Origin of the sequence: Streptomyces flaveolus (genome assembly GCF_000716535.1) — a bacterium.
In the GTDB taxonomy this organism is placed as follows: Bacteria; Actinomycetota; Actinomycetes; order Streptomycetales; family Streptomycetaceae; genus Streptomyces; species Streptomyces flaveolus_A.
In genome coordinates this window covers 1-26,639 of sequence record NZ_JNWV01000009.1, presented here as the reverse complement: position 1 = coordinate 26,639, position 26,639 = coordinate 1, and the positions used below count along the sequence as shown (strand labels likewise).

Genomic DNA, 26,639 nt, shown 5'->3' with positions numbered 1-26,639 from the left:
CCCTCGGCTCTCGTGGTTCACTCAGGGCTTAGCTCACGCCGTGAGTTAACTAGGGGCACACACCCCCGTCAAGACGACCCGTCAGCTCTGCCGATCCGAGAGGAAGGGCGACGCACCATGAGGAGATCCCCCCGCACAGTCCGGTTGTTGCTCGCCGGACTGCTCTCCGCAGCCGGTCTCAGTGTGGCCGTACCCCCCGCGCACGCGGCCGGTGAGCAGGTCACCGCCTGGCTCACCACCACCGACGACTCCGCCGGCCGGCACGTCGTGCGCGGCCTCCAGCCGCAGACGCCGTTCGCGTTCCAGTCCGGGACGGGCGGGAGCGGCGAGAACATCACCGTGGACGAGAACACCCGCTACCAGACGTTCACCGGCGGAGGCGCGTCCTTCACGGACACCGCCGCCTGGCTGATGAACAGCAGCGGGGCGCTGTCCCAGTCGACCCGGGACGCGACCATGCGCAAGCTGTTCTCGCCGACGGACGGCATCGGCCTGTCGTTCCTGCGCAACCCGATGGGCGCCTCGGACCTCGCCCGCTACGGCTACACCTACGACGACGTGCCGGCCGGCCAGACCGACCCGTCCCTGGCGAAGTTCTCCATCGCGCACGACCTGGCCGACGTCGTCCCGCTGACCCGGCAGGCGCTCCAGCTCAACCCGTCCCTGACCGTGATGGCCTCGCCGTGGACGGCGCCGGCCTGGATGAAGGACAGCGGCTCGCTCAACGGCGGCTGGCTGAAGGCCGAGGACTACGGGGCGTACGCCTCCTACTTCGTGAAGTACCTCCAGGCGTACAAGGACCAGGGGATCGACGTCTCGTACGTCACCGCGCAGAACGAGCCGACCTGCTGTTCCGGCTACCCGTCGATGAGCTGGAACGCGAGCGGCCTCGCCTACTTCACCAAGAACGAGCTGCTGCCGAGGCTCCAGTCGGCGGGCCTCGCCACCAAGGTGCTGGCGCACGACTGGAACTGGGACGTCTACGACTCCTACGCGGCCCAGACCGTGGACGACCCGGCCGTCCGCAGCCACCCCAACTTCGGCGGCATCGCCTGGCACGGCTACGGCGGTGACGTCACCAAGCAGACCACCGTGCACAACCAGTACCCCGCGTTGGACGCCTTCGGCACCGAGCACTCCGGTGGCACCTGGATCGCCAACCAGCAGCGCGAGGACATGTCCAACATCATCGACTACACCCGCAACTGGGCGAAGTCGGTGACCAAGTGGTCTCTGGCCGTCGACCAGAACATGGGCCCGCACAACGGCGGCTGCGGCACCTGCACCGGCCTGATCACCGTGCACAACGGCGACGGCGCGAGCGGGACCGTGGACTACACCGTCGAGTACTACGACATGGGCCACCTGACCAAGTTCGTCCGTCCCGGCGCCCAGCGCATAGCGTCCACCACCTCCACCGCAGTGCCGAACGTCGCCTGGCGCAACCCGGACGGCAGCAAGGCGCTGATCGCGTACAACGACTCGTCGTCGGCCAGGACCGTGACCATCAACTGGGGCTCCCAGCACGCCACTTACTCGCTGCCCGGCAAGACCTCGGCCACCTTCACCTGGTCCGGCACCCAGTCCGGCGGTGGCGCCAGGACCGGAGCCTTCGTCGGCCTCGCCGGCAAGTGCCTGGACGTGACGGGCGGTTCGAGCGCCAACGGTACGGCGGTGCAGCTCTACGACTGCAACGGCAGCGCGGCCCAGCAGTGGACCGTCCAGGCCGACGGCTCGATCCAGGCGCTCGGCAAGTGCCTGGACGTGACGGGCGGTTCGACGGCGGACGGGGCCAAGGTGCAGTTGTACGACTGCAACGGAACCGGTGCCCAACGGTGGTCGTACAACGCCGCCACGAGTGATGTGGTGAACACGGCGGCGAACAAGTGCCTCGACGTCACCGACAACTCGTCGGCGAACGGGGCCCGGGTCCAGATCTGGTCGTGCACCGGCGCCGCCAACCAGAAGTGGACCCTGCGATGAGGCGGTGAGACGGACCGTGCGACGAACGGGGGCCGTGGCGGCGTGGATCGTCGGCGGGACGCTGCTGCTCAGCGGCTGTGGCGCCGTCGACCTGCCGCTCGCGGGGGTGCGGGCCGCGCCGGACGGGACGCCGTACGCGGTGTTCCGGCCGTGCCGTGACGACAGCTATCGCGGTCCGCACCTGGACGGGCGTGCCCGGGGCGCGGGGAAGGGGCCCGTCAGCACCGGGTGGGACGCGAAGGAGGAGGGCCTGCGCGGTGACGCCGACTTCCCCCTCTTCGACCCGCCCGCCGCATGGCACGCCCGCCATCGGGGCACCCAGCGCCTCCTGCCCCGGCACGGGTACGTCCTCCGGTTCGGGCACTACGGCGGCGGCGACTCCTACAACGGGGTCGTGGAGTTCACCGGCGAGCAGATCGCCCGGCTGAGGCCCGGCCAGGTCTGGGCGGACGACCGGGCGATGAGCCTCGCCGCGTTCGAGCGGCTCGCCGCCGGCTCGTGCTGAGCGGCGCTCGCCCGGTGGCTGGGGGACGATGAAGGAGGCCGGCCCCGGCCGGCCACCCACCTAGGGAGCGGGATCATGCGCGAGTTCCTGGTCGAGATCACCACCTCGGTGCCCGACGGCACCCCCGAGGAAGAGGTCGCGGAGCGCCGGGCCGCCGAGGCCGTCCGGGCCCGGGAACTGGCTGCCACGGGGCACCTGCTGCGGCTGTGGCGGCCGGTCGGGGAGCTGCGCAGCATCGGCGTCTGGCGGGCCGACGACGAGGCGCAGCTCCACGAGCGGGTGCTCGGCACGCTGCCGTTGCGCCCCTGGATGCAGCTCACCGTCACCCCGCTGGAGTCCCATCCGAACGACCCCGGCCGTAGCTGACGGCCGGTGACCTGGAGCCCCCATGACGACACCGCAGGACCTCTTCCTCGTCAGCCTGGACGTCCCCGGCGAGCGCCCCGTCGAGCAGGGCGATCTGTCGCTGGCGCTCGCCGGGGCCGAGCTGATCGACCTGCTCGGCGTCCGGGCGCTCACCCTGGACGGCGAGCGCATCGTGCCCGGGCCGGTGCTGACCACGGGTGACCGGCTGCTGGACGAGGCGGGGGCCGCGCTGGTCCGGCAGGAGCCGTACGAGACGGTCGAGGACTGGCTGTGGCGGCGCGGGGAGGGGCTGGCCGTGGCCTACCGTGACGTGCTGGAGGCCGACGGGCAGCTCACCGGGAAGCGCCGGCACTGGTGGCCGGGCCGGGGCGAGGCCGGCACCCCCGCCGACACCGCCGCCCGGCGGCACGCGACCGACCGCTGGGACTCCCACGACCCGGTGCTGACCGGCCTCGCGGGCACCCTGGGCATCGATCCCGGCCGGACGGCCTCCGGCGAATTCGACGACGAGGCGGTGATCACCGTCCTCGCGGCCGTCGGCGACGCGGTCACCGAGCTGGAGGCGGTGCGCGAACGGCGCCGCATCGAGAACATCGCCTTCGACAACATCTGGCGGGCGCCCTGAGCGCTGCGGGACCGGCCGGCGAGCCTCACAGGATCAGCTGGCCGATGCCCAGCAGATTGCCCTCGCTGTCGCGGAACCACGCGCCCCGCTCCGCCCGCGCGCCCTTGCTCGGATAGTTGCCCTCGATCTCCGCGATGCCGTCCCGGGTGGCGAAGCCGGGAACGTCGACCTCCTCGAACTCGACGCCCCGGTGGCGCAGCTCGGTGACGGCCGCCTCGATGTCGTCCACCTCGAAGGCCATCTGGGTGAAGGTGCCGGGCGAGGCCCCCGTCGAGCGGAACACGACGAAGTCCACGCCCGCGCAGCGGTACAGCAGCCCGCCGGGCCGTTCGTCCACCGGGTACAGGCCGAGCTTCTCGGCGTAGAAACGGCGGGCCCGGTCCAGGTCCCGGGCGGGCAGCCGGGTCGCGACGCGGGCCCGGGACAGCACGTCATGGGTTTCTGAGGTCATGCCTCCACTGTGGCTACTCCGCCGGCTCAACGCCCGCGCGGAGGAGGCCGTACGTGTACGCGTCCTCCAGGGCCTGCCAGGAGGCGGCGATGACGTTCTCGGCCACGCCGACCGTGGCCCACTCGCCGGAGCCGTCCGAGGTGGAGATCAGCACGCGGGTGGTGGACTGGGTGCCGTGCTTGCCCTCCAGGATGCGGACCTTGTAGTCGACCAGGTCCAGCTTGGCGAGCTGCGGGTAGATCTTCTCCAGCGCCACGCGCAGGGCGCGGTCCAGGGCGTTCACCGGGCCGTTGCCCTCGGCGGTGGCGACGATCCGCTCGCTCTTGGCCCACAGCTTGACCGTGGCCTCGTTGGCGTGGGTGCCGTCGGGCCGGTCCTCCACGATGGCCCGCCAGGACTCGACCTCGAAGTACTTCAGCGGCCTGCCCTCGGCCTCGGCGCGCAGCAGCAGCTCGAACGAGGCGTCCGCCGCCTCGTACGTGTAGCCCTCGAGCTCCCGCTCCTTCACCCGCTCGACCACCCGGCCGACCAGCTCGCGGTCGCCGCTCAGGTCGATGCCCAGCTCCTTGCCCTTCAGCTCGACCGAGGCGCGGCCCGCCATGTCGGAGACGAGCATGCGCATGGTGTTGCCGACCAGCTCTGGGTCGATGTGCTGGTACAGGTCCGGGTCGACCTTGATGGCGGAGGCGTGCAGGCCGGCCTTGTGCGCGAAGGCCGAAACTCCCACGTACGGCTGGTGGGTCGACGGCGTCAGGTTGACGACCTCGGCAATGGCGTGGGAGATGCGGGTCATCTCGCGCAGCCGGCCCTCGGGCAGCACCTTCTTGCCGTACTTCAGTTCCAGGGCGGCGACGACCGGGAACAGGTTGGCGTTGCCGACGCGCTCGCCGTAGCCGTTGGCCGTGCACTGCACGTGGGTGGCGCCCGCGTCGACGGCGGCCAGGGTGTTGGCGACCGCGCAGCCGGTGTCGTCCTGGGCGTGGATGCCGAGCCGGGCGCCGGTGTCGGCGAGGACGGTGGCGACGACCGCGTGGACCTGGGCGGGGAGCATGCCGCCGTTGGTGTCGCAGAGGATGACGACGTCGGCGCCGGCTTCCGAGGCGGTGCGGACGACCGCCTTGGCGTACTCGGGGTTGGCGCGGTAGCCGTCGAAGAAGTGCTCGCAGTCCACGAAGACCCGGCGGCCCTGCTCGCGCAGGTACGACACGGTGTCGCGGACCATCTCCAGGTTCTCGTCCAGCGTGGTGCGCAGCGCCAGCTCCACGTGCCGGTCGTGCGACTTGGCGACCAGCGTGATCACCGGGGCGCCGGAGCTCAGCAGGGCCTTGACCTGGGGGTCCTCGGCGGCTGTGGTGCCGGCGCGGCGGGTGGCGCCGAAGGCGACGAGCTGGGCGTGCCGGAAGTCGATCTCCGCTTGCGCGCGGGCGAAGAACTCCGTGTCGCGGGGGTTCGCGCCGGGCCAGCCGCCCTCGATGAAGCCCACGCCGAAGTCGTCCAGGTGCCGGGCGATGGCGAGCTTGTCCGCGACGGTGAGGTTGATGCCCTCGCGCTGCGCGCCGTCGCGCAGCGTGGTGTCGAAGACGTGGAACGAGTCGTCGAGCTCGCTGGTTGCCGTCTCGGTCATGTCTCAAGGCTCCTGTGGGAAATCTTCGGTCTTTACCGGAATGACCGGCTCCACCGTTCCTCCATGCTCCCTCGCGCTCCGTCACCGGCTGAAGGTGGGCCGGAAAACGAAAAAACCCCTCGCGGGTGCGAGAGGTCTGCGCGCGGGTCGAGGACGACGGTGGCCACCCGCACCTGGTCGTACGAGGTGGTCACTGCGGACCGGCGCGCCTGCTGCCAATAATCATGGCGAACGAGAGCACGGGGGCAGTCTGGCACAGCCCCGCCCCCGGCTCACCGCCCGTCTCAGGATGCGGGCGTCAGCGTGGAATCCTCGCCTGCCTTCACCCGGGCCAGATCGAGGTCCTTGGTCTCCCGCATGGTGACGTACACCACGAGGGACACGGCGGCACAGCCGGCCACGTACCAGTAGAAGCCGGACTCGACGCCGCCCTTCTTGAACCACAGGGCGACGTACTCGGCGGTGCCGCCGAAGAGGGCGTTGGCGATGGCGTACGGCAGGGCGACACCGAGCGCGCGGATGCCGGTCGGGAACAGCTCGGCCTTCACGCAGGCGTTGATGGAGGTGTAGCCGGTGACCACGACCAGGGCGAGCAGGGCGAGGCCGAGGGCGGACCAGTAGCCGTCCGCGTGCCGCAGCAGCGTCATGATCGGGACCGTGAGGAAGGTGGATCCGACGGCGAAGGTGATCAGCAGCGGGCGGCGTCCGATGCGGTCGGAGAGGGCGCCCGCGAGCGGCTGGAGACAGGCGAAGACGATCAGCGCGGTGAACGAGACGAGCGTGGCGGTCTCCTTGGACAGCCCCGCCGAGTTCGACAGGTACTTGGTCAGATAGGTGGTGTACGTGTAGTACGCCACCGTGCCGCCCATGGTGAGGGCGATCACCAGGAACGCCTCCCGCCTGTGCTGCCACAGCGCGCGCAGGGTGCCGCGCTCCTCGCCGTGTGAGGTGTCCTCCTCGTAGACCTCGGTCTCCAGCATGTTCCGGCGCAGATAGAAGACGACGGCCGCGCCGAGCGCGCCGACGACGAACGGGATGCGCCAGCCGTAGCTGTGCAGGGCGTCGTCGGACATGGTGCGCTGGAGGACGATCTGCAGGCCGAGGCCGACGATCTGGCCGGCGGTCATGGACACGTACTGGAAGCTGGACGCGAAGCCGCGCCGCCTCGGGTCCGATGCCTCGGTCAGGTAGGTGGCGCTGGCCGCGTACTCGCCGCCCACCGACAGGCCCTGGAGCAGGCGGGCGACGAGCAGCACGAGGGCTCCGCCGTAGCCGGCGACCCCGTAGGTGGGGGCGACGGCGATGAGGATCGCCGAGGCCGACATGAGCGTGACGGTCAGGGTCAGCGCCGCCTTGCGGCCCTTGCGGTCACCGACCCTGCCCAGCAGCCAGCCGCCGACGGGGCGCATGAAGAAGCCGACGGCGAAGATGCCGGCGGTGTTCATCAACTGGGCGGTGGGGTTGCCGCTCGGGAAGAACGCGCCGGCGAAGTAGGTGGCGAAGCTCGCGTACACGAACCAGTCGAACCACTCGACCATGTTGCCCGCCGAGCCGACCCAGATCTTCTTCCAGTGTTGTCGTCCCATGGGCCGTTACCTGCCCGGTGGCGGACTGAAGGATTCCTCCGCGCGACCGGCCACGACGGCGCCGCGGCTAGGCGACCGGCAGCGCTTCCTCGACGAACTCCCGCACGTGCGCCAGCACTTGGTCACGATCGGTGCCGCGCAGTCCGATGGCGACGTGGATCGAGAACCCGTCCAACAGCGCACGCAGCCTCGTCGCGAAGCGGTCCGCGTCCACCGGACGGAACTCCCCCCTGGAGATCCCCTCGGCGACCAGGGCGACCAGGTCCCTGTGCCACGCGCCCTCGATCGCCGCCTGCCGGGCGCGCGCGTCGTCGTCGGCGTTCTGCGACCGGTTCCACACCTCCAGCCACAGCGTCCAGTGCGGGTCGCGGTGGCCGTCGGGCACGTACAGGTCGACGTATGCGGACAGACGTTCCCGCGCGGTGCCCGGACCGGCCAGCAGGCGGCCCCGTTCCGCGCCCAGCCGGCCCTCGCTCCACTCCAGAGCCTGGAGCAGCAGCTCGTCCTTGGAGCGGAAGTAGTACAGCAGGTGGCCGCTGCTCATGCCGACCTCGCGGCCCAGCGCCGCCATGGTGAGCTTCTCCAGACCGCGCTCGGCGATCATGTCCATGGCGGCGGCGAGGACCTCCTCGCGCGGCGGCGCGTTCCTGCGCGCCCGGCCCGCACCGGTCATCTGCTGCTCCCGTGTGTGTCAGACCTTCGGCTGCTGTTGCGTGATGCAGTGGATTCCGCCCCCGCCCGCGAAGATCGTACGCGCGTCCACCAGCGTCACCGTCCGCTCCGGGAACAGGCGCCGGAAGATCCCGGCGGCGATCTCGTCGCGCGGGTCGTCGAAGCCGCACAGCACCACGCCGCCGTTGCAGAGGTAGTGGTTGATGTAGGAGTAGTCGGCCCAGTGGCCGTCGGCCTCCAGTGCGGTCGGCGCGGGCACCTCCACGACCTCCAGGCGGCGGCCCCGGGCGTCGGTCGCCGACTTCAGCAGGCCGATGACCTCCTTGGTGACCTCGTGGTCGGGGTGCGCCGGGTCCGGCTGGTGGTGGGCGACCACGACACCCGGCCGGGCGAACGCGGCGACGATGTCGACGTGGCCGAGGGTCCCGAAGCCGTGGGGAGGGTAGTCGCCGGTCAGGCCGCGCGGCAGCCATATCGCCTTGCTGGTGCCGAGGTGGGCGTGGATCTCCGCCTCGACCTCCTCCTTGGTCCGGTGCGGGTTGCGCTCGGGCCCGAGCTGCACGGTCTCGGTGAGCAGCACGGTCCCCTCGCCGTCGACGTGGATCGCGCCGCCCTCGTTGACCAGCTCGGAGGCGTACGTCCTGGCGCCCGCGAGGTCGGACACGTACGCGCCGATCTTGGAGTCGTGCTCCCAGCGGGCCCAGTCCTGGGCGCCCCAGCCGTTGAACGTCCAGTCCACGGCGGCCAGTCGGCCCCGGCCGTCGGTGAGGAAGGTGGGGCCGATGTCCCGCATCCAGGCGTCGTCCAGGTCCCGCTCGACGGTGTCGACGTCCGGGCCGAGCAGCGCCCGGGCGTCCGCCGACTGGCCGGGGCCGCACACGACCGTCACCGGCTCGAAGCGGCGGACGGCGCGGGCCACCGCCGCCCAGGCGGTCCGGGCGGCGGCCAGGTCGTCCGGGTCCTCGAAGGTGGGGTTGGGGCTGGGCCAGGCCATCCAGGTGCGCTCGTGGGGTGCCCACTCGGCGGGCATGTGGAAGCCGTCGGCGGCGGGGGTGCTCATGGCGCGGGTCCTTAGAGGAAGTAGAGGCGGTTGAGGGAGACGGAGTCGGCCGGTTCGGAGCGCAGCGGCTCGCCGTCGAGGGTGACCAGGCCGGTGTGCCGGTCGACGTCCACCGCTCCGGTACGGGAGTTCAGGCGCAGGTCGGCGGGTCCGATGCCCCGGGTGCCGCGCACGGCGACCCTTCTGCGCCGGGTCGGCATCCGGTCGTTGCCCTGGTCGGCGGCGGCCCGGGCGACGAACGCCACCGAGAGGTCGGCGGCCGTGGCGCCGTACGACCCGAACTGCGGGCCCAGGACGAGGGGTTCGCAGGTGTCGGTGGCCGCGTTCGGGTCGCCGACCACGCCGTACGCCGGGAAGCCGGCCTTCAGGACGAGCTGCGGCTTGGCCCCGAAGTACTCCGGGCGCCACAGCACGATGTCGGCGAGCTTGCCGGCCTCGATCGAGCCGACCTCGTGGGCGAGCCCGTGGGCGATGGCCGGGTTGATGGTCAGCTTGGCCATGTAGCGCAGGACGCGCGCGTTGTCGTCGCCCTCGCGGTCGCCGCCCTCCCCGTCGTGGGGAAGCAGGGGCCCCAGCTCGGCCTTCATCTTGCCGGCCATGGCGAAGGTGCGGCGGACCGTCTCACCGGCCCGGCCCATGCCCTGGGCGTCGGAGGAGGTGATGCCGATCGCGCCCAGGTCGTGCAGCACGTCCTCGGCGCCCATCGTGCCGGCCCGGATGCGGTCACGGGCCATGGCCGCGTCGCCGGGCAGGTCGGTCTTCAGGTCGTGGACGGAGACGATCATGCCGTAGTGCTCGGCTACCGCGTCCCGGCCGAAGGGCAGGGTGGGGTTGGTGGAGGAGCCGATGACGTTCGGGACGCCGGCCATCTTCAGCACGTTGGGCACGTGTCCGCCGCCGCAGCCCTCGATGTGGAAGGCGTGGATCGTGCGGCCCTCCAGCACCCGCAGGGTGTCCTCGACCGACAGGCACTCGTTCAACCCGTCGCTGTGCAGGGCGACTTGGACGTCGTGCTCCTCGGCGACGCGCAGGGCGGTGTCCAGGGCGCGGGTGTGGGCGCCCATGTCCTCGTGCACCTTGAAGCCGCTCGCCCCGCCCTCGGCGAGGGCTTCGACGAGCGGCGCGCCGTGGGACGACGAACCCCGGCCCAGGAAGCCGATGTTGACCGGCCAGGCGTCGAAGGCGTTGAAGGCGTGCCGCAGCGCCCACGGCGAGTTGACGCCGACGCCCCACACCGGGCCGAACTCCTGCCCGATGATCGTGGTGACGCCCGAGGCGAGGGACGCCTCCATGATGCGCGGCGACAGCAGGTGCACATGCGTGTCGACAGCGCCGGCGGTGGCGATCAGCCCCTCGCCGGAGACGATCGAGGTGCCGGTGCCGACGACGACGTCCACGCCGTCCAGGGTGTCCGGGTTGCCGGCCCGCCCGATGGCGCAGATGCGGCCCTCGCGGATGCCGATGGACACCTTCCTGATCCCCTGCACCGCGTCGATCACGACGACGTTGCTGATCACGACGTCACAGGTGTCCCGGACGGCGGCGGCCTTCAGGTGCAGCCCGTCGCGGGCGGTCTTGCCGAAGCCGGCCAGGAACTCGTCGCCGTACTTCTGGGAGTCGGACTCGACGCGCACGGTGAGCCCGGAGTCGCCGAGGCGGATGCGGTCGCCGGCGCGGGGGCCGTGGGTGGCGGCGTAGGCGTGCGGGTCGACGTGGATCGACCGGCTCACCTCGCGTCCCTTCGAGCGGCTCATCGCTCCTCGCCTCCTTCCGGTGCCGCTCCCAGGTAGCCGCAGGCGGCGGCCCTGCGGAGGGCTTCCTCCTTCGCTCCGGGCGCGTCCAGCGGACCGTCGACCAGTCCGGCGAAGCCGATCGCGATCCGCTCGCCGCCGATGGGCACGAGCCCGACCTCCGCGCTCTCCCCCGGTCCGAAGCGGACGGAGGATCCGGCGGGTACGGCCAGTCGCATGCCGTAGGCCGCCCCGCGGTCGAAGTCGAGGCGGGGGTTGGCCTCGAAGAAGTGGAAGTGGGAGGTGACGGAGACCGGCACGCTCGCGGTGTTGGTGACGCGGAGCCGGACGACGGGCTCGGGGTCCGCGTGCCCGGGGCCGGGGAGCAGCGCGCCCGGGGCGTCCGCGCCCAGGCCTCCCCCTGCTTCGCGGGGGGACCCCCAGCCGATGGGGTCGGAGACGACCGCGAGCCGGGAGCCGTCGTCGAAGACGGCCTCGACCATCACCTCGGTGACGACGTCGGCGACACCCGGCAGGACGTCCTCGGGGCCGAGCACCGACCGGGCCGCCTCGACGGCCTCGCCGAGTCGTTTGCCGTCGCGGGCGGCCTCGCAGACGGTGTCCGCGATCAGCGCGGTGGCCTCGGGCACGTTCAGCCGCAGGCCGCGCGCACGGCGGGCCCGGGCCAGCTCGGCGGCCCCGAAGAGCAGCAGCCGGTCACGTTCCGTGGGGGTCAGTCTCACGACCCGGCACCTCCTTGGCTTCCCCAGGTTAGAGCATCACTCTAAACAGGGAATCCGTGAAAGAGAAGCACTGTCCGGATGGGTAGCTCCTTTCATTTTGAGCAATGCTCTAACGGTGACGCGCGGCAGGGCGGCCAACAAGAAGCGCCCCGGAGGGGTGCGGGGAACCGCGTGACCAGCCGAACTGGACCCGCGGACGCCCGACACCCCTCCGGGGCGCTTCGAGCCGCGCTCTCAGCCGACCCGGTGCATCCAGCCGTGCTTGTCCTCGGTCAGGCCCCGCTGGATACCGAGCAGCGCCTCGCGCAGCCGCCCGGTGACCGGCCCGGGCGTGCCGTCGCCGTGGGACCACTGGTCGGTCTTGGTCTTGACGTGACCGATCGGCGTGACCACGGCGGCGGTGCCGCACGCGAAGACCTCGGTCAGCGCACCGGACGCCGCGTCCTCGCGCCACTGCTGGAGGGTGACCACACCCTCCTCGGCCGTGTAGCCCAGGTCACGGGCGACCTGGAGGAGGGAGTCGCGGGTGATGCCCTCCAGGATGGAGCCGGTGAGCGACGGGGTGACGATCCGGTCGCCGTAGACGAACGCGACGTTCATGCTGCCGCTCTCCTCGACCTTGGTGCGGGTGACCGCGTCGAGGTAGACGACCTGGTCGCAGCCGTGCGCGGCGGCCTCGGCCTGCGGCAGCAGGGACGCGGCGTAGTTGCCGCCGGTCTTGGCGTCGCCGGTGCCGCCCGGGACGGCGCGGACGTGGTCCTCGGAGACCCAGATGGTGACCGGCTTCACGCCGCCGGCGAAGTACGCGCCGGACGGGGAGGCGATCAGCATGAACAGGTACTCGTTCGCCGGGTGCACGCCGAGCGCGGCCTCCGTGGCGAACATGAACGGCCGCAGGTAGAGGGAGGCCTCGCCGCCGTGCGGCGGGACCCAGTCGGCGTCCTGCGTGAGCAGCGCGTCCAGCGCGGCGATGAACAGCTCCTCGGGCAGCTCGGCCATCGCCATGCGGCGGGCGGAGTTGCGGAAGCGGCGGGCGTTGGCCTCGGGACGGAACAGCGCGACCGAGCCGTCGGGCTGGCGGTAGGCCTTCAGGCCCTCGAAGATCTCCTGGCCGTAGTGCAGGACGTGCGTGGACGGGTCCAGGGAGATCGGCCCGTACGGAACGAGCTGGGCGTCGTGCCAGCCGCGGCCCTCGGTCCACCTGATCGTCACCATGTGGTCGGTGAAGTGGCGGCCGAACCCCGGGTTGGCCAGGATCGCCTCGCGTTCCGCGGCGGCGAGCGGGCTGGCGGAGGGCTTGAGCTCGATCGTGGGCGTCGTCATGAGTGGTTGTCCTTCACCGGTTGTAGTGACGGGCCGCGCTCACGCCTGTGCTCCCGGTCGTGCTAGGACGTCCGAGCATTCCCTCATATCGCGGCTCCGCGTTCGATTATCGCGCGGGCGGCGGTAGTGGACGGAATCGGGGTGAAGCGGCCCAAGGGTTGATGGTGACACCCGGCGAGGCACAGGAAAAGCCGCCGGGTGCGGTTGCGACCCGGCGGCTCGGTGTAGCGCGGCGGGTCAGCCGGCTACGCGTACGGCGAGCGCGTCGCCGATCTCGGAGGTGGAGCGGGCCGGCTTCCCGGCACGCTCCGTGAGGTCGGCGGTGACCGCCGCGTCGATCCGGTCGGCCTCGGTGTCGTAACCGAGGTGGCGCAGCAGCAGGGCGACGGACAGGACGGTGGCGGTGGGGTCGGCCTTGCCCTGGCCGGCGATGTCCGGGGCCGAGCCGTGGACCGGCTCGAACATGGACGGGAACTCGCGGGTGGGGTTGATGTTGCCGGAGGCGGCCACGCCGATGCCGCCGGAGACGGCCGCGGCGAGGTCGGTGATGATGTCGCCGAAGAGGTTGTCGGTGACGATGACGTCGAACCGGCCGGGGTCGGTGACCAGGTAGATGGTCGCGGCGTCGACGTGGATGTAGTCGGTGGTGACCTCGGGGTACTCCTCGGCCACCTTGTTGAAGATGTTCGTCCACAGGTGCCCGGCGAAGGTCAGCACGTTGTTCTTGTGGACCAGCGTGAGCTTCTTGCGCGGGCGGGCCTGGGCGCGCGCGAAGGCGTCACGGACGACGCGCTCGACACCGAAGGCGGTGTTGACGGACACCTCGGTGGCGACCTCGTGCGCGGTGCCCTTGCGGATGGTGCCGCCGTTGCCGGTGTACGGGCCCTCGGTGCCCTCGCGGACGACGACGAAGTCGATCTCCGGCTGGCCGGCGAGCGGGGTGGCGACACCCGGGAGCAGCTTCGACGGACGCAGGTTGACGTGGTGGTCGAAGGCGAAGCGGAGCTTGAGCAGGAAGCCCCGCTCCAGCACGCCGGACGGCACCGACGGGTCGCCGATGGCGCCGAGCAGAATGGCGTCGTGCCGCTTGAGGGAGTCGAGGTCGGCGTCGGTGAGGGTCTCACCGGTGGCGTGGTAGCGCTTGGCGCCGAAGTCGTACTCCTTGGTCTCCAGCTTCACATCCTGCGGCAGGACGGCGGAGAGGACCTTGAGACCCTCGGCCACGACCTCCTGGCCGATGCCGTCACCGGGGATCACTGCGAGATTGATGCTGCGAGACATGCGGGCACCCTACTCCTCGTCCCAGGTGATGACACGTGGCGTCCGCGATACGGACACCCGGACGGGTTGCCGCTGTCCGCCCGTCGGTCGACGTTCACCCGTGCGCGGCAAGGATGTCGGGTCCCGGTGGAACGTTCCCGGACATGGACACTCCCGACGTCGGCATCCCCCGCCCGCTCGCCGAGCGGCTGGGCATGGCCGAGCAGTACGAGTACCTGCGCAGCCGCAGGGTGCGCCGCCGCACGCTGGTGACGGCGGGCGCGGTGGCGGGCGGCCTGCTGACCGGCTGCGGCACCGCGTCCGGCGCGATGCCGGGTCCGGCCGCCTCGCGGGCGCCCGGCTCGGCGCTGGCCCCGTTCGGCCGGCATCTCGCCTTCGGCGCCGACCCACGGACGCGGATGCGGATCTCCTGGCAGGTGCCGTCGGCGGTGAAGCGGCCGTACGTGCGGGTCGGCCTGCGCCCCGACGACCTCGGGCGCCGGGTCCCGGCCGAGATCCGCCCGCTGCACACACCCGGAGTGGAGGGCGTACGGCCCGCGCTGGAGCAGTACTACGTGCACGCGTCCGTGGACGGCCTCGCACCCGGCACGACGTACTACTACGGCGTCGGCCACGACGGCTGGGAGCCCACCGCGCCCGCCCGCCGCGCGGCCATCTCCTCCTTCCGCACGGCACCCGCGCGTCCGGAACGCTTCGTGTTCACGGCCTTCGGCGACCAGGGCGTGGGCCGGGCGGCGCACGCCAACGACGGTCTGATGCTGCGCCAGAAGCCCGCCTTCCATCTGCACGCCGGTGACATCTGCTACGCGGACACCAGCGGAACGGGCCGGACGGCGGACACCTACGACCCCGCCTCCTGGGACCTGTTCCTGAGGCAGAACGAGCCGGTCGCGCGGTCCGTGCCGTGGATGGTGACGACGGGCAACCACGACATGGAGGCGTGGTACTCGCCGGACGGCTACGGCGGACAGCTGGCCCGCTTCTCCCTGCCGGAGACCGGCTTCGATCCGTACGGCACGCCGGGCGCCTACGCCTTCACCTACGGCAACGCCGGCTTCGTCGCGCTGGACGCCAACGACGTCTCGTACGAGATCCCCGCCAACCTCGGGCACAGCGGCGGCCGGCAGACGGCGTGGCTGGACCGGACGCTGCGCCGGCTGCGCGCGGCCGACGGCATCGACTTCGTGGTCGTCTTCTTCCACCACTGCGCCTACTCGACCTCGCGGCACGCCTCGGACGGGGGCGTCCGGCGGGAGTGGCTGCCGCTGTTCGGGAAGCACCGGGTGGACCTGGTGATCAACGGTCACAACCACGTGTACGAGCGCACGGACCCGGTCAGGGACGGGAAGCCCGGCCGGGCGGTGCCCGTCGGCGGCTCCACCGACCCCGACCGGGACGGCACCGTGTACGTCACGGCGGGCGGCGGCGGCCGGGACCTGTACGGCTTCCCATCGGGCCTGAAGGACAGCTACGAGGGACACGTCACCCGGCACCGGGCGGTGGAGACCTTCGCCTGGACGCAGGACAGGGACCGGGTGCCGGAGACGGTGGAGTGGTCGCGGGTGCGCTACACCGGCTTCTCGCTGCTCTCGGTGGAGGTGCGGGCGGGTGCGGCGCCACGGCTCGCGGTGTCGGCACTGGCCCAGGACGGGCGGCGGATCGACCACTTCGAGGTGCGGCGCGGGGGGTGAGGGCCGCGCCGCACCCCAGGGGAGTGCGGCTCCCGGCTGGTGGTCCGGCTCAGTGGCCGGTCTCGCCGCCGTTGTCCCGGCGGTCCAGGGCGCGCTGGAGGGCGGCGGCGGCGTTCTTGCGGTCGGACTCGCTCGTGCGGGACACGTGGCGGACTCGGCGGCGGACGGTCGTCTCGGCCATGGCGATCGACTCCTTCGGCATACGTGGAGCGCGGCAATGAAGGGGGTTACGAGACGCCGGAAGGGGCGGGGAGCACCGGCCGCAGGGGTTGCCTGCACGAGGCCCGGCTCACGACCGCCATTCGCTGGATCGAGCGAGACGTTCGGCTCCTACAAAACTAAGGGAGTGACCCGCTTCTGTCTGCACAATTACTCGGACTTCCTACTATCTGAGACGGCGAACCGGATCACACCGCTCTGACCTGCTCCTTCGTGCGTTCGGGAAGCCTTGGCCAAGGGAGCGCGGGACGGTCGGCGCGGTCCGGCCGCCGACGTCAGAGGACGTCGCCGTCCCGCCAGTCGAAGACCAGCTCCCCGTCCGGGTCGAGCGCGCCCCGCACGTACAGGCCGCCTTCCTCCCCGGGCAGCCGGACGATCCCGTCCGGCGAGAGGGCGTGCACCTGCCCGGCCCACCGCCGCCAGCCCCGGGCGGCGTACAGCGGGGCACCCTCGTCGCTCGCGGAGAGCGCGCCGAGGTCGTAGGCCCGGTCGACCACCCGCTCCAGCTCGGCCATCACCCGCCCGCCGAGCCCCCTCCGCCGCACGTCGGCCCGCACGGCGACGGCCTCGACGTACCCGGTGCGCAGCCAGCGCCCCCGGTGCCGCACCCGTCGCATCACGACGGCCCCGTGCGCGGCGAGCCCGGCCGCGTCCCGGACGAGCGCGTGCATCCCGCCCAGCCCGTGCTCGAAGTCCGCGTCGGAGAGATCCCCGTCGAAGGCGTCGTCCAACAGGGCGCGCACGGCGCGGAGTTCGGCCGCTTCCAGGTCGGCGGTGTGGGCGAGACGCAGGATCACGGCGCCAGTATCGCCCGCCGGAAGCCCGCCGGGTCCTCCACCCACGGCAGGTGCCCGGCGGCGGGCAGGACCACCCGGCGAGCGCGGGGCAGCACCGCGGCGAGGGAGTCCACGGCGGTGCGGGGGCGGATGTCCCGGGCGCCGTCGACGATCAGCACGGGCACGTCGAGGCGGGCGCAGGCCGCGCGCAGCCCGGGGGTGCCCCAGGTCCGCTTCCGTTCCTCGTTCAGCGCCTTGTTGCACTCCTGGTTGACCCCGAACCAGGGCTCCGCCATGCGCCGGGCGTGCTCCAGCGCGCGTTCCCGGTCCTCGAACTCCACCGACCACCGCAGCACGGCCCGTTCCCGCTCCGCGGCCCCGTCGCGTTCCCGCAGGCCGTCCAACTCCCGCCAGCGGGCGAGCCGTTCGGGACGGTCGCCGAGCCGGGCGAGGAAGCCTGCGGTGTAGACGGGGTGCCAGTCGGCGTCCGGGCCGATGCCCGTGCCGGACACGTAGACGAGCCTGCTCACCCGCTCCGGGTGGACCAGCGCGTAGCTCAGCGCCAGCTGTGCGCCCCAGGAGTGGCCGAGCAGCGCCATCCGTTCCAGCCCGAAGTGCCGCCGTACGGCGTCGAGGTCGGCCACGAACCGGGCGGTCGTCCACGGTCCCGCGCACCGCTCCGAGCGGCCGCAGCCGCGCTGGTCCCAGCGGACGACCGGCGTCCGGTCGGCGAGGAGCGCGGCCACGTCGCCGAACATGTCCCACAGCCCCGGCCCGCCGTGGCACAGCACCAGCGGGTCTCCCCCGCCGTCCGGCCGCGCCGCCCACAGCCGGACCCCGTCGTCGGCCGTGACCGCCTCCCCGGCGGCCGCTCGGGCGTCGGCGGGTACTCCGTCGGCTGCCTTCGTCATGCGCCCAGTGTGCCGGGGGCCGGCCGCCGGGCGCATGGGAACGGCCCGGGGAGCCCGCTCGTGTCGGGCTTCCCGGGCCGTGCTCGGGGGGCTGATCAGCCCATGTGCGGGTAGGTGTAGTCGGTCGGCGCGACCAGGGTCTCCTTGATGGCGCGGGTCAGCGTCCAGCGCAGGAGGTTCTGGGGGGCACCGGCCTTGTCGTTGGTGCCGGAGGCGCGGCCGCCGCCGAAGGGCTGCTGGCCGACGACGGCACCGGTCGACTTGTCGTTGATGTAGAAGTTGCCCGCGGCGAAGCGGAGCTTCTCCATCGTGTACGCCGCCGCCGCGCGGTCGCCCGCGATCACCGAGCCCGTGAGGGCGTAGTCCGACACCGACTCCATCTGGGTCAGCATCTCGTCGTACTTGTCGTCCTCGTACACGTGCACGGCGAGGATCGGGCCGAAGTACTCGGTGGTGAAGACCTCGTTCTCCGGGTCGGTGCACTCGATGACGGTCGGTCGGACGAAGTAGCCGACCGAGTCGTCGTAGCTGCCGCCCGCGACGATCGTGCAGGTCGGGTCCGCCTTGGCGCGGTCGATGGCGGCCTTGTTCTTGGCGAAGGCACGCTCGTCGATCACGGCGCCGATGAAGTTCGACAGGTCGGTCACGTCACCCATGGTCAGGTAGTCGACCTCGGCCGCGAACTCCTCCTTGAAGCCCGAGTTCCAGATGGAGGCCGGGATGTAGGCGCGGGAGGTCGCGCTGCACTTCTGGCCCTGGTACTCGAAGGCGCCCCGGGTGAGGGCCGTCTTCAGCACCGCGCGGTCGGCCGACGGGTGCGCGACGAGGAAGTCCTTGCCGCCGGTCTCGCCGACCAGACGCGGGTAGGAGCGGTACTTCTCGATGTTGTTGCCGACCGTCTTCCACAGGTACTGGAAGGTCTTGGTCGAGCCGGTGAAGTGGATGCCCGCGAGGTCGCGGTGCTCCAGGGCGACCTTGGAGACCTCGATGCCGTCACCGGTGACGAGGTTGATGACGCCCTTGGGCAGGCCCGCCTCCTCCAGCAGCCGCATGAGCAGCACGGCGGCGTGGGTCTGCGTCGGGGACGGCTTCCAGACGACGACGTTGCCCATCAGCGCGGGGGCGGTGGGCAGGTTGCCCGCGATCGCCGAGAAGTTGAACGGCGTGATCGCGTAGACGAAGCCCTCCAGCGGGCGGTGGTCGAGGCGGTTCCACACGCCCGGGGAGTTCGCCGGGGGCTGCTCGGCGAGGATCTGGCGGGCGTAGTGGACGTTGAAGCGCCAGAAGTCGACCAGCTCACAGGGGGTGTCGATCTCGGCCTGCTGGGCGGTCTTGGACTGGCCCAGCATGGTGGAGGCGGCGATCGTCTCGCGCCACGGGCCGGCCAGCAGCTCGGCGGCGCGCAGGATGATCGCGGCGCGGTCGTCGAAGGACATCGCGCGCCAGGCCGGCGCGGCGGCCAGGGCCGCGTCGATGGCGTCCTTCGCGTCCTGCTGGGTGGCGTGGCGGCCGGTGCCGATGACGGCCTTGTGGTTGTGCGGCTGCACGACCTCGAACGGCTCGCCGCCGCCCAGCCGCTTCTCCCCGCCGATCGTCATCGGCAGCTCGATCGGGTTCTCGGCCAGCTCCTTGAGCTTGGCCTCCAGCCGGGCGCGCTCGGGCGAGCCGGGGGCGTAGCCGTGCACCGGCTCGTTGACGGGGGTGGGGACCTGGGTCACAGCGTCCATGAGATCCGTAACTCCTTGTACGTGAGCGGGTGTTCGGGCTCAGCCCTTGCTGACCATCGAGCGGAGGAAGAAGCGCAGGTTCGCCGGCTTCTCCGCGAGCCTCCGCATGAAGTAGCCGTACCAGTCGGTGCCGTAGGCGGTGTAGACGCGCATGCGGTGGCCCTCGGCGGCCAGCCGCAGGTGTTCCTCGCCGCGGATGCCGTACAGCATCTGGAACTCGTACTCGTCGAGCTTACGGCCGGCCTTGTGGGCCAGCTCCTGGGCGATGGCGATCAGACGCGGGTCGTGGGACCCGATCATCGGGTAGCCCTCGCCCTCCATCAGCGTCTTCAGGATGCGCACGTAGGCCTTGTCGATCTCGTGCTTCTGCTGGTAGGCGACCTCGGCGGGCTCCTTGTAGGCGCCCTTGACCAGGCGGACCCGGCTGCCGTTCGCGGCGAGGCGGCGGGCGTCGGCCTCGGTGCGGAAGAGGTAGGCCTGGATGACGCAGCCAGTCTGCGGGAAGTCCTTCCGCAGCTCCTCGTGGATGGCGAACATCGAGTCGAGGGTGGTGTGGTCCTCGGCGTCGAGCGTCACGGTCGTACCGATGGCGGCGGCGGCCTCGACAACGGGCCGGACGTTCGCGAGCGCCAGCTCGTGGCCGCCGTCCAGCGCCTGCCCGAACATGGACAGCTTGACGGACATCTCCACGCGCTCACCCAGCCCCAGGTCCGCGAGGTGGCCGATCAGCTCCAGGTAGGCGTCCCGGGCGGCGGCGGCCTGCTCGGGGGTGGTGATGTCCTCGCCGACGACGTCCATCGTCAGCTCCAGGCCCTTGGCCGTCAGGTCCTCGATGATCGGGACGATGTCGGCCACGGTCTCGCCGGGGATGAAGCGGTCGACGACCTGCTTGGTCACCGGGGCCGCCGAGATCAGGCGTCGCATCCGGTCGCTGCGCGACGCGGCGAGAATCACGGGACCCAGCACGGGGCACCTCCACAGACAAGCACCAAATACGGCCATCACCCGACGATTCGGGTACGGCACGGAGAACCACCGTGAAACCTAAGGATCTCTCCGATCGTCGGCCATCGACAGCTGTCACGCATCCGTGCCCGGGATCTCAGACAGATGTATGAAGGCGGCCGGAAAATGGGGGAGAATGCCCGAGTGGCGGCTGAATTCAAGGCGGACTACCAGGAGCTGGTGGACGAGATCTCCGAGTTGCTGGGGGTGCCCGCGACCCTGGAGAACCGCGACTTCGAGCTGATCGCCTTCGGTGCCTACGACAGCGAGGACGAGCTGGATCCGTCCGCTCTGGACCCGGTGCGCACCCGCTCGATCCTGACCCGGCGCTCCACGGCCACGGTCCGCGCCTGGTTCGAGGGCTTCGGCATCACGCGCGCGACCGAACCGGTCCGCATCCCGCCGAGCCCGGAGGCCGGTGTCTACCGAGGCCGGATCTGTCTGCCGGTACGCCATCGGGGCGTCGTCCTCGGCTACGTCTGGCTGCTGGACGGCGATCCCGGGCCGACCGACGCCCAGCTTGCCGCCGCCATGCGGGTCGCGGGCCGGATCGGCGCGCTGCTCGCGGACGAGGCGGAGGCCGGGGCGGGGCTGAGCCGGGAGCTGCGGGCGGTGCTCACCTCGGAACGCGGCTGGCAGCGGGACATGGCGGTGGCCGAGCTGCGCACCGCGCTGGGGCCCCGCGCGGACGGCCCGCACACCCTGGTCTGTGTCGCGCCCTGGCCGTCGGCCGACCCGGACGACGCCCCGGCCGCCCGTACGATCCCGCACGCCACGGCGCTGTGCACGTTGCCGTGGGGCGCCTCGGGGCAGAGCCTCGCGCTGCTGGTGCGCCTGCGGACCACGGAGTCCAGCACACCCGCGCTGGCGGCGGCCGCGCGGCTGCTGAAGGAGGCCGAGGGGGCCCGGGGGGCGTCGGGCGGCGCGGCGCGCGGGGCCGGGGCCCGGGTGGCGGCTGCGGTCGCGGCGGGTTTCACCGCCGGGGCCCGGTCCGCCGGCGTCACCGGCTGCGCGGCCGGGGTCGGCGAGCCCCGCACCGGCCTCACCGAGCTGGGCACGGTCTGGCAGGAGGCCTCGGCCGCCGCGCGGGCCGCGCTGGCCGAGCCACGGTTCGGGCCGGTCGCGCAGTGGGCGGGGATCGGGGCGTACCGGCTGCTGACCGCGCTGCCGCCGGAGGCCGCGTACGACCGGGTGGTCGGCCCGCTGCTCTCCCCCGTCCACCGGGAGCTGGCCCGCACGGCCGAGGTCTACCTCGACTGCGCGGGCCAGGCCGGCCGCACGGCGGCCGAGCTGGGCATCCACCGCCAGACCCTCTACTACCGCCTGTCCCGCGTGGAACATCTGACCGGCCTCGACCTGGACGACGGGGAGGACCGGCTGCTGCTGCACATGGCGTTGAAGCGGGCACGGCTGTGAGCCGATCGGGTTCAGCCGTCCGCAGCGCGGTCGGACCGGGGACGGCTCGAAAGGACACGCCGTCGCCCGAGGCCGCGCGCGGCGACCACGCCGCCGCGTACAGCCTGGGCCCGACCGCAAAGGGGATGGTCGGGCCGTCCCTGATCGCCGGCGAGGTGGTGGCCGCGGGCTCCGTCGGCTGGGCGGCCCCGGCGCTGCTCTTCCCGGTCGCCGGCCTGGGCGCGCGGTCCGTGGCCCGGCGGCCCGTGCCGCTGTGTCTCCGCCGCGTCGCACGGCAGGGTCAGCGCCCTGCGGAACCCGTGGGGACCCACCCTGGGCCGCCGATGAGGGCCTACCGCGGAGCGCCGGTCAGCTCCTGCCCGCTCCGGCGATCACCCGCCGCAGCCCCTCGGTGAGCTGCTCCGCGGTGGTCGCCGACGCGGGGTCGAAGAGCCACTGGACCATGAGGCCGTTGAGGAGGGTCTGGTAGAGGCGCCCCTCGGTGTCGATCGTCTCCTCGTCCAGGTCGGGCTCCGGGACGCCGTTGAACATCGGGACGAGTCCGGCACGGCCTTCCTTCTGGGCCTCGGCCAGCAGCTTGCGCACCTCTTCGAGCCGCTCGTTCTGGAACATCAGCTCGAAGCTGAGCAGCCAGATCGCCCGTGACTCGGGCACGGTGCGGATGATGCCGGCCCACACCTCCTGGAAGCGCTCCAGCGAGCCCGGGGGCTGGGTCATCTCGCCGCCCAGGCCGGGGTCGAACCGCTCCCCCACGCCCTCGATCAGCGAGATGTACGCCTGTACCAGCAGCGCGTCCTTCGAGCCGTAGTGGTAGCCGATGGACGCGAGATTGGTGCCCGACTCCTTGACGATGTCGCGCGCGGTGGTGCGCAGGAAGCCCTTCTCCAGCAGGCAGCGCTTGGCGCCTTCGAGCAGATCCTCACGGTGTCCCATGCGGTCACCCTACCGCGCGATCCATACAACCGTCCTAGACGGCCGACTTATACAAACGTTCTAGACAAGCGTTTAAGACGCCCGTACAGTCCTCGGCATGACGACGAACCCGACGAGCACCACCGACCCCGCCGGCGCCGGCAGCGCACCCGCCCGCGCCGGTCGCCGCGAGTGGACCGCGCTCGGCGTGCTGATGCTGCCGCTGCTCCTGGTCTCCATGGACGTCTCGGTCCTGTACTTCGCGACCCCCGCGATCAGCGCCGACCTGCGCCCGAGCGGCACCCAGCAGCTGTGGATCTTCGACGTCTACGGCTTCGTCCTGGCCGGCCTGCTGATGACGATGGGCTCGCTCGGCGACCGCATCGGCCGCCGCAGGCTCCTCCTCATGGGCGCCGCGGCCTTCGGCGCCGCCTCGCTCCTCGCCGCCTACGCGAGCAGCGCCGAGACCCTGATCGCTGCCCGCGCGATCCTCGGCATCGGCGGCGCCACCCTGATGCCCTCCACGATGGGCCTGCTGCGCACGATGTTCACCGACCCGGCCCAGCGGGCGAAGGCGATCGGCATGTGGTCCGGCGTGATGACCGGCGGCATCGCCCTCGGCTCGGTGATGAGCGGCATCCTCGTCGAGCACTTCTGGTGGGGCTCGGTCTTCCTGGTCAACCTGCCCGCGATGGCGCTGCTGCTCCTCCTCGGCCCGGTGCTGCTGCCCGAGTCGAGGAACCCCGCGCCCGGCCGCTTCGACTGGCTGAGCGTCCCGCTGTCGCTGGCCGCCGTGCTCCCCGTCGTCTACGGCCTGAAGGAGATCCCCTCCGAGGGATGGAACCCGGGATTCGTCGTCTCGATCACCGTCGGCCTGCTCTTCGCGGCCCTGTTCGTCCGGCGCCAGCGCACCGGCGCCTCACCGCTGGTCCCGCCCGCCCTCTTCCGGTGCCACGGCTTCACCCCATCGCTCGTCCTGACCCTCGTCTGCGCGTTCGGGATGATGGGCTCGGCCATCTTCACCACGCAGTACCTCCAGTCGGTCCTCGGCAAGAGCCCGCTGGAGGCGGCCCTGTGGAGCCTGCTGCCGTCGGTGCTCATCGGGGTCGCCGGACCGGTCACCGCACAGCTCGTCCAGCGCGGCGTCGACCGCGGACACGTCGTCGCCTGCGGCTTCGCGGTCAGCGCGGCCGGGTACGCCCTGCTCGCCCTCGTCGGCACCGACTCCCTGTGGCTGGTGCTGACCGCGGCCGGCGTCCTCGCCTGCGGGGCGGTCATGGTGCTGTCCCAGCTCACCGACCTGGCGATGGGCGGCGCGCCGGAGGAGCGGGCGGGCACCGCCTCCTCCCTCCTGGAGACCGGCACCGAGTTCGGCGGCGCGCTCGGCATGGCGGTCCTGGGCTCCATCGGCACGGCGGTCTACCGCCACGCGATGCCGGCCACCGCCCCGGCCGAGGCCCGCGAGACCCTGGGCGGTGCGCTGGCCGACGCGGCCCGGCTCCCGGGCCGGACCGGACAGACCCTCCTCGCCACGGCGCGGGAGGCGTTCACCAGCGGCATGCGGGGCGCCGCGCTGGCCGGGGCGGTGATCCTGGCGCTGGCGGCGGTGGGGGCGGCGGTGACGCTCCGGAGGGCAGAGGCCAGGCAGAAGTAGGAAACAAGAACGCCGGACGGGCTGACTTCTGTCAGCCCGTCCGGCGTGTGCGGGCGAGGCCGCAAGGCCGAAGCGGGGGCTCAGGGGCGGCAGCCCCCGGACGGCGACCTCAGACCAGGTTCACCGAGCGGGCGGACGTCGCGCCGATCTCGGAGGCGACCTCGGCCAGCACGGCGGAGCCCACCGTGTCGTCGACCGTCAGCACGGCCAGCGCCTCCCCGCCCACCGCCGCGCGGGCGACCTGCATGCCGGCGATGTTGATGCCCGCCTCGCCGAGGATGCGGCCGACGGTGCCGACGACACCCGGGCGGTCCTCGTAGCGCAGCACCACCATGTGGTCGGCGAGCGCGAGGTCGACGTCGTACTCACCGACCGCGACGATCTTCTGGACGTGCTTCGGGCCGGCCAGCGTGCCGGAGACCGACACCTCCTCGCCGGTGCCCAGCGTGCCGCGCACGGTCACCACGTTGCGGTGGTCGGCGGACTCCGAGCTGGTGGTCAGCCGGACCTCCACACCGCGCTCCTGGGCGAACAGCGGGGCGTTGACGTAGGACACCGTCTCGTCGACGACGTCCTCGAAGACGCCCTTGAGCGCGGACAGCTCCAGCACCTTCACGTCGTGCTGGGTGATCTCGCCGTAGACCTCGACGTCGAGGCGGACCGCGACCTCGCCGGCGAGCGCGGTGAAGATGCGGCCGAGGCGCTCGGCGAGCGGCAGGCCCGGCTTGACGTCCTCGGCGATGACCCCGCCCTGGACGTTGACGGCGTCCGGCACCAGCTCACCGGCGAGGGCGAGGCGGACGGACTTGGCGACGGAGATACCGGCCTTCTCCTGGGCCTCGTCCGTCGACGCGCCCAGGTGCGGGGTGCAGACGACCTGGTCCAGCTCGAAGAGCGGGGAGTCGGTGCAGGGCTCCTTGGCGTACACGTCGAGGCCGGCGCCGGCGACCCGGCCCTCCTTCAGCGCCGAGTACAGCGCCGCCTCGTCCACGATGCCGCCGCGCGCGGCGTTGACGATGCGCACGCTGGGCTTGACCTTGCGCAGCGCCTCGTCGCCGATGAGGCCGAGCGTCTCCGGGGTCTTGGGCAGGTGGACGGTGATGAAGTCGGAGACCTCAAGCAGCTCGTCCAGGGAGAGCACCTTGACACCCATCTGCGCGGCCCGCGCGGGCTGCACGTAGGGGTCGTAGGCGACGACCTTCATGCCGAAGGCGGACATGCGCTGCGCGACGAGGGCACCGATGCGGCCCAGGCCCACGACGCCCAGCGTCTTCTCGGCCAGCTCGACGCCCGTGTACTTGCTGCGCTTCCACTCGCCGTTCTTGAGAGCGGCGTTGGCCTGCGGGATGTTGCGGGCGGTGGAGATGATGAGACCGCAGGCCAGCTCGGCCGCGGTCACGATGTTGGAGGTCGGGGCGTTGACGACCATCACGCCGGCCTTGGTGGCGGCGGAGACGTCGACGTTGTCCAGGCCGACGCCGGCCCGGGCGACGACCTTGAGCTTCTTCGCGGCGGCGATGGCCTCGGCGTCGACCTTGGTGGCCGAACGGATCAGGATCGCGTCCACGTCGGCGATGGCCGGCAGCAGCTCGGAGCGGTCCGCTCCGTTGCAGTGCCGGATCTCGAAGTCCGGACCGAGTGCGTCGACGGTGGCAGGCGACAGCTCTTCAGCGATGAGTACGACGGGTTTCGAGCTCACGTGAGTCCTCACATGTGCGATGCGGACGGCCGTCCCGACGGCCGCACTTCTTGTACTCGTTGTACCGCTTCAGGCCGCCGTGGTACTCGTCCATCCAGTTCTGGGCGAAGGAGCCGTCCTGGATCTCGGCGAGGACCTTCTTCATCTCCGCCTTGGTGGCGTCGGTGATGATGCGCGGGCCGGTGACGTAGTCGCCCCACTCGGCGGTCTCGGAGATGGACCAGCGCATCTTCTCCAGGCCGCCCTCGTACATGAGGTCCACGATCAGCTTCAGCTCGTGCAGGCACTCGAAGTAGGCGATCTCCGGCTGGTAACCGGCCTCGGTCAGGGTCTCGAAGCCCGCCTTGACCAGGGCGGCGGTGCCACCGCAGAGCACGGCCTGCTCGCCGAAGAGGTCGGTCTCGGTCTCCTCGGTGAAGGTGGTCTTGATGACGCCGGCGCGGGTGCCGCCGATGCCCTTGGCGTACGACAGGGCCAGCGCGAAGGCGTTGCCGGAGGCGTCCTGCTCCACGGCCACGATGCACGGAACGCCGCGGCCCTCCTCGTACTGACGGCGCACCAGGTGGCCCGGGCCCTTCGGCGCGACCATGCAGACGTCCACGCCCGCCGGGGGCTTGATGAAGCCGAAGCGGATGTTGAAGCCGTGGCCGAAGAACAGCGCGTCGCCGTCCTTCAGGTTC

23 protein-coding genes and 1 pseudogene are annotated in these 26,639 nt (G+C 71.8%); 7 read left to right on the top strand and 17 right to left on the bottom strand.

Going from position 1 to position 26,639, the window contains the following annotated elements:
* Window positions 1–117 precede the first annotated feature (117 nt).
* The 4 genes from OO52_RS10995 to OO52_RS10980 all read left to right on the top strand — a co-directional run bounded on the left by OO52_RS10995 (window position 118) and on the right by OO52_RS10980 (window position 3,479).
* Window positions 118–1,983, top strand: coding sequence for a ricin-type beta-trefoil lectin domain protein (locus tag OO52_RS10995; protein WP_030649249.1), 1,866 nt, complete (start codon window positions 118–120; stop codon window positions 1,981–1,983).
* A gap of 16 nt (window positions 1,984–1,999) precedes the next feature.
* The gene (locus tag OO52_RS10990) at window positions 2,000–2,488 is read left to right on the top strand and encodes a hypothetical protein (RefSeq protein WP_199819954.1); all 489 of its coding nucleotides are present in this window, start codon (window positions 2,000–2,002) and stop codon (window positions 2,486–2,488) included.
* Between the two features lie 75 nt (window positions 2,489–2,563).
* Complete coding sequence (locus OO52_RS10985; protein ID WP_030649255.1) at window positions 2,564–2,854, top strand: muconolactone Delta-isomerase family protein; 291 nt, start codon at window positions 2,564–2,566, stop codon at window positions 2,852–2,854.
* A 22-nt stretch (window positions 2,855–2,876) separates the two neighbouring features.
* Window positions 2,877–3,479 carry a GOLPH3/VPS74 family protein gene (locus OO52_RS10980; protein ID WP_030649258.1) on the top strand — a complete coding sequence of 201 codons (603 nt, stop codon included), beginning with the start codon at window positions 2,877–2,879 and terminating at the stop codon, window positions 3,477–3,479.
* A gap of 25 nt (window positions 3,480–3,504) precedes the next feature.
* Here the strand turns inward: OO52_RS10980 and OO52_RS10975 are convergent, their stop codons facing one another.
* The 9 genes from OO52_RS10975 to OO52_RS10935 all read right to left on the bottom strand — a co-directional run bounded on the left by OO52_RS10975 (window position 3,505) and on the right by OO52_RS10935 (window position 13,949).
* Window positions 3,505–3,930: a VOC family protein gene (locus OO52_RS10975; protein WP_030649261.1), complete on the bottom strand. Its 426-nt coding sequence runs from the start codon at window positions 3,928–3,930 to the stop codon at window positions 3,505–3,507.
* Between the two features lie 13 nt (window positions 3,931–3,943).
* Window positions 3,944–5,554: a citramalate synthase gene (gene cimA / locus OO52_RS10970; RefSeq protein WP_030649264.1), complete on the bottom strand. Its 1,611-nt coding sequence runs from the start codon at window positions 5,552–5,554 to the stop codon at window positions 3,944–3,946.
* Between the two features lie 284 nt (window positions 5,555–5,838).
* Window positions 5,839–7,140 carry an MFS transporter gene (locus tag OO52_RS10965; protein ID WP_030649266.1) on the bottom strand — a complete coding sequence of 434 codons (1,302 nt, stop codon included), beginning with the start codon at window positions 7,138–7,140 and terminating at the stop codon, window positions 5,839–5,841.
* 67 nt (window positions 7,141–7,207) lie between these two features.
* Window positions 7,208–7,813: a TetR/AcrR family transcriptional regulator gene (locus OO52_RS10960; protein WP_030649268.1), complete on the bottom strand. Its 606-nt coding sequence runs from the start codon at window positions 7,811–7,813 to the stop codon at window positions 7,208–7,210.
* Between the two features lie 18 nt (window positions 7,814–7,831).
* A complete protein-coding gene (locus tag OO52_RS10955) occupies window positions 7,832–8,872 on the bottom strand; it encodes an agmatine deiminase family protein (RefSeq protein WP_030649270.1) in 1,041 nt (346 codons plus the stop codon).
* Window positions 8,873–8,883: 11 nt separating this feature from the next.
* On the bottom strand, window positions 8,884–10,626 hold the full coding sequence (locus OO52_RS10950) for an urease subunit alpha (protein ID WP_030649272.1): 1,743 nt from the start codon (window positions 10,624–10,626) through the stop codon (window positions 8,884–8,886).
* Window positions 10,623–11,345 carry an urease subunit gamma gene (ureA, locus tag OO52_RS10945; protein WP_030649275.1) on the bottom strand — a complete coding sequence of 241 codons (723 nt, stop codon included), beginning with the start codon at window positions 11,343–11,345 and terminating at the stop codon, window positions 10,623–10,625. Before ureA ends, OO52_RS10950 begins: the two co-directional genes overlap by 4 nt.
* A gap of 234 nt (window positions 11,346–11,579) precedes the next feature.
* A complete protein-coding gene (locus OO52_RS10940; protein ID WP_030649277.1) occupies window positions 11,580–12,668 on the bottom strand; it encodes a branched-chain amino acid aminotransferase in 1,089 nt (362 codons plus the stop codon).
* A 237-nt stretch (window positions 12,669–12,905) separates the two neighbouring features.
* Window positions 12,906–13,949 (bottom strand): 3-isopropylmalate dehydrogenase, encoded by a 1,044-nt coding sequence (locus OO52_RS10935; protein ID WP_030649280.1) that lies wholly within the window; start codon window positions 13,947–13,949, stop codon window positions 12,906–12,908.
* Window positions 13,950–14,092: 143 nt separating this feature from the next.
* Between OO52_RS10935 and OO52_RS10930 the strand changes: the two genes are divergently transcribed.
* Window positions 14,093–15,640 carry a purple acid phosphatase family protein gene (locus tag OO52_RS10930; RefSeq protein ID WP_030649282.1) on the top strand — a complete coding sequence of 516 codons (1,548 nt, stop codon included), beginning with the start codon at window positions 14,093–14,095 and terminating at the stop codon, window positions 15,638–15,640.
* 49 nt (window positions 15,641–15,689) lie between these two features.
* On the opposite strand, the gene OO52_RS53945 is transcribed toward OO52_RS10930, so the two are convergent.
* From OO52_RS53945 to OO52_RS10910, 5 genes are all read right to left on the bottom strand, one after another.
* Window positions 15,690–15,821, bottom strand: a complete 132-nt coding sequence (locus OO52_RS53945; RefSeq protein WP_015493350.1) for a hypothetical protein — start codon at window positions 15,819–15,821, stop codon at window positions 15,690–15,692.
* 313 nt (window positions 15,822–16,134) lie between these two features.
* Window positions 16,135–16,701: a GNAT family N-acetyltransferase gene (locus tag OO52_RS10925; protein ID WP_420711414.1), complete on the bottom strand. Its 567-nt coding sequence runs from the start codon at window positions 16,699–16,701 to the stop codon at window positions 16,135–16,137.
* A complete protein-coding gene (locus OO52_RS10920) occupies window positions 16,653–17,546 on the bottom strand; it encodes an alpha/beta fold hydrolase (RefSeq protein ID WP_051818715.1) in 894 nt (297 codons plus the stop codon). The genes OO52_RS10925 and OO52_RS10920 overlap by 49 nt, the downstream gene beginning before the upstream one ends.
* Window positions 17,547–17,641: 95 nt before the next feature.
* The gene (gene pruA / locus OO52_RS10915; RefSeq protein ID WP_030649288.1) at window positions 17,642–19,273 is read right to left on the bottom strand and encodes an L-glutamate gamma-semialdehyde dehydrogenase; all 1,632 of its coding nucleotides are present in this window, start codon (window positions 19,271–19,273) and stop codon (window positions 17,642–17,644) included.
* Between the two features lie 39 nt (window positions 19,274–19,312).
* Window positions 19,313–20,239, bottom strand: coding sequence for a proline dehydrogenase family protein (locus OO52_RS10910; protein WP_030649290.1), 927 nt, complete (start codon window positions 20,237–20,239; stop codon window positions 19,313–19,315).
* A gap of 165 nt (window positions 20,240–20,404) precedes the next feature.
* Here OO52_RS10910 and OO52_RS10905 point away from each other — a divergent pair, with 165 nt between their 5' ends.
* A complete protein-coding gene (locus OO52_RS10905) occupies window positions 20,405–21,694 on the top strand; it encodes a PucR family transcriptional regulator (RefSeq protein WP_374101812.1) in 1,290 nt (429 codons plus the stop codon).
* A gap of 348 nt (window positions 21,695–22,042) precedes the next feature.
* Here the strand turns inward: OO52_RS10905 and OO52_RS10900 are convergent, their stop codons facing one another.
* Window positions 22,043–22,627, bottom strand: a complete 585-nt coding sequence (locus tag OO52_RS10900) for a TetR/AcrR family transcriptional regulator (protein WP_030649294.1) — start codon at window positions 22,625–22,627, stop codon at window positions 22,043–22,045.
* A 97-nt stretch (window positions 22,628–22,724) separates the two neighbouring features.
* Between OO52_RS10900 and OO52_RS10895 the strand changes: the two genes are divergently transcribed.
* Window positions 22,725–24,260 (top strand): MFS transporter, encoded by a 1,536-nt coding sequence (locus OO52_RS10895; protein ID WP_030649296.1) that lies wholly within the window; start codon window positions 22,725–22,727, stop codon window positions 24,258–24,260.
* Between the two features lie 109 nt (window positions 24,261–24,369).
* Here the strand turns inward: OO52_RS10895 and serA are convergent, their stop codons facing one another.
* Both serA and ilvC read right to left on the bottom strand, forming a co-directional pair.
* Window positions 24,370–25,959: a phosphoglycerate dehydrogenase gene (serA, locus tag OO52_RS10890; protein WP_030649298.1), complete on the bottom strand. Its 1,590-nt coding sequence runs from the start codon at window positions 25,957–25,959 to the stop codon at window positions 24,370–24,372.
* A gap of 49 nt (window positions 25,960–26,008) precedes the next feature.
* Window positions 26,009–26,639, bottom strand: a pseudogene (gene ilvC, locus OO52_RS10885) (ketol-acid reductoisomerase); the annotation flags it as partial.

Coding starts and splice junctions, on each gene's coding strand:
- OO52_RS10995 (WP_030649249.1), top strand. CDS start 118: ATGAGGAGATCCCCCCGCACAGTCCGGTTGTTGCTCGCCGGACTGCTC.
- OO52_RS10985 (WP_030649255.1), top strand. CDS start 2,564: ATGCGCGAGTTCCTGGTCGAGATCACCACCTCGGTGCCCGACGGCACC.
- OO52_RS10980 (WP_030649258.1), top strand. CDS start 2,877: ATGACGACACCGCAGGACCTCTTCCTCGTCAGCCTGGACGTCCCCGGC.
- OO52_RS10975 (WP_030649261.1), bottom strand. CDS start 3,930: ATGACCTCAGAAACCCATGACGTGCTGTCCCGGGCCCGCGTCGCGACC.
- cimA (WP_030649264.1), bottom strand. CDS start 5,554: ATGACCGAGACGGCAACCAGCGAGCTCGACGACTCGTTCCACGTCTTC.
- OO52_RS10965 (WP_030649266.1), bottom strand. CDS start 7,140: ATGGGACGACAACACTGGAAGAAGATCTGGGTCGGCTCGGCGGGCAAC.
- OO52_RS10960 (WP_030649268.1), bottom strand. CDS start 7,813: ATGACCGGTGCGGGCCGGGCGCGCAGGAACGCGCCGCCGCGCGAGGAG.
- OO52_RS10955 (WP_030649270.1), bottom strand. CDS start 8,872: ATGAGCACCCCCGCCGCCGACGGCTTCCACATGCCCGCCGAGTGGGCA.
- OO52_RS10950 (WP_030649272.1), bottom strand. CDS start 10,626: ATGAGCCGCTCGAAGGGACGCGAGGTGAGCCGGTCGATCCACGTCGAC.
- OO52_RS10940 (WP_030649277.1), bottom strand. CDS start 12,668: ATGACGACGCCCACGATCGAGCTCAAGCCCTCCGCCAGCCCGCTCGCC.
- OO52_RS10935 (WP_030649280.1), bottom strand. CDS start 13,949: ATGTCTCGCAGCATCAATCTCGCAGTGATCCCCGGTGACGGCATCGGC.
- OO52_RS10930 (WP_030649282.1), top strand. CDS start 14,093: ATGGACACTCCCGACGTCGGCATCCCCCGCCCGCTCGCCGAGCGGCTG.
- OO52_RS53945 (WP_015493350.1), bottom strand. CDS start 15,821: ATGGCCGAGACGACCGTCCGCCGCCGAGTCCGCCACGTGTCCCGCACG.
- OO52_RS10920 (WP_051818715.1), bottom strand. CDS start 17,546: ATGACGAAGGCAGCCGACGGAGTACCCGCCGACGCCCGAGCGGCCGCC.
- pruA (WP_030649288.1), bottom strand. CDS start 19,273: ATGGACGCTGTGACCCAGGTCCCCACCCCCGTCAACGAGCCGGTGCAC.
- OO52_RS10905 (WP_374101812.1), top strand. CDS start 20,405: ATGGGGGAGAATGCCCGAGTGGCGGCTGAATTCAAGGCGGACTACCAG.
- OO52_RS10900 (WP_030649294.1), bottom strand. CDS start 22,627: ATGGGACACCGTGAGGATCTGCTCGAAGGCGCCAAGCGCTGCCTGCTG.
- OO52_RS10895 (WP_030649296.1), top strand. CDS start 22,725: ATGACGACGAACCCGACGAGCACCACCGACCCCGCCGGCGCCGGCAGC.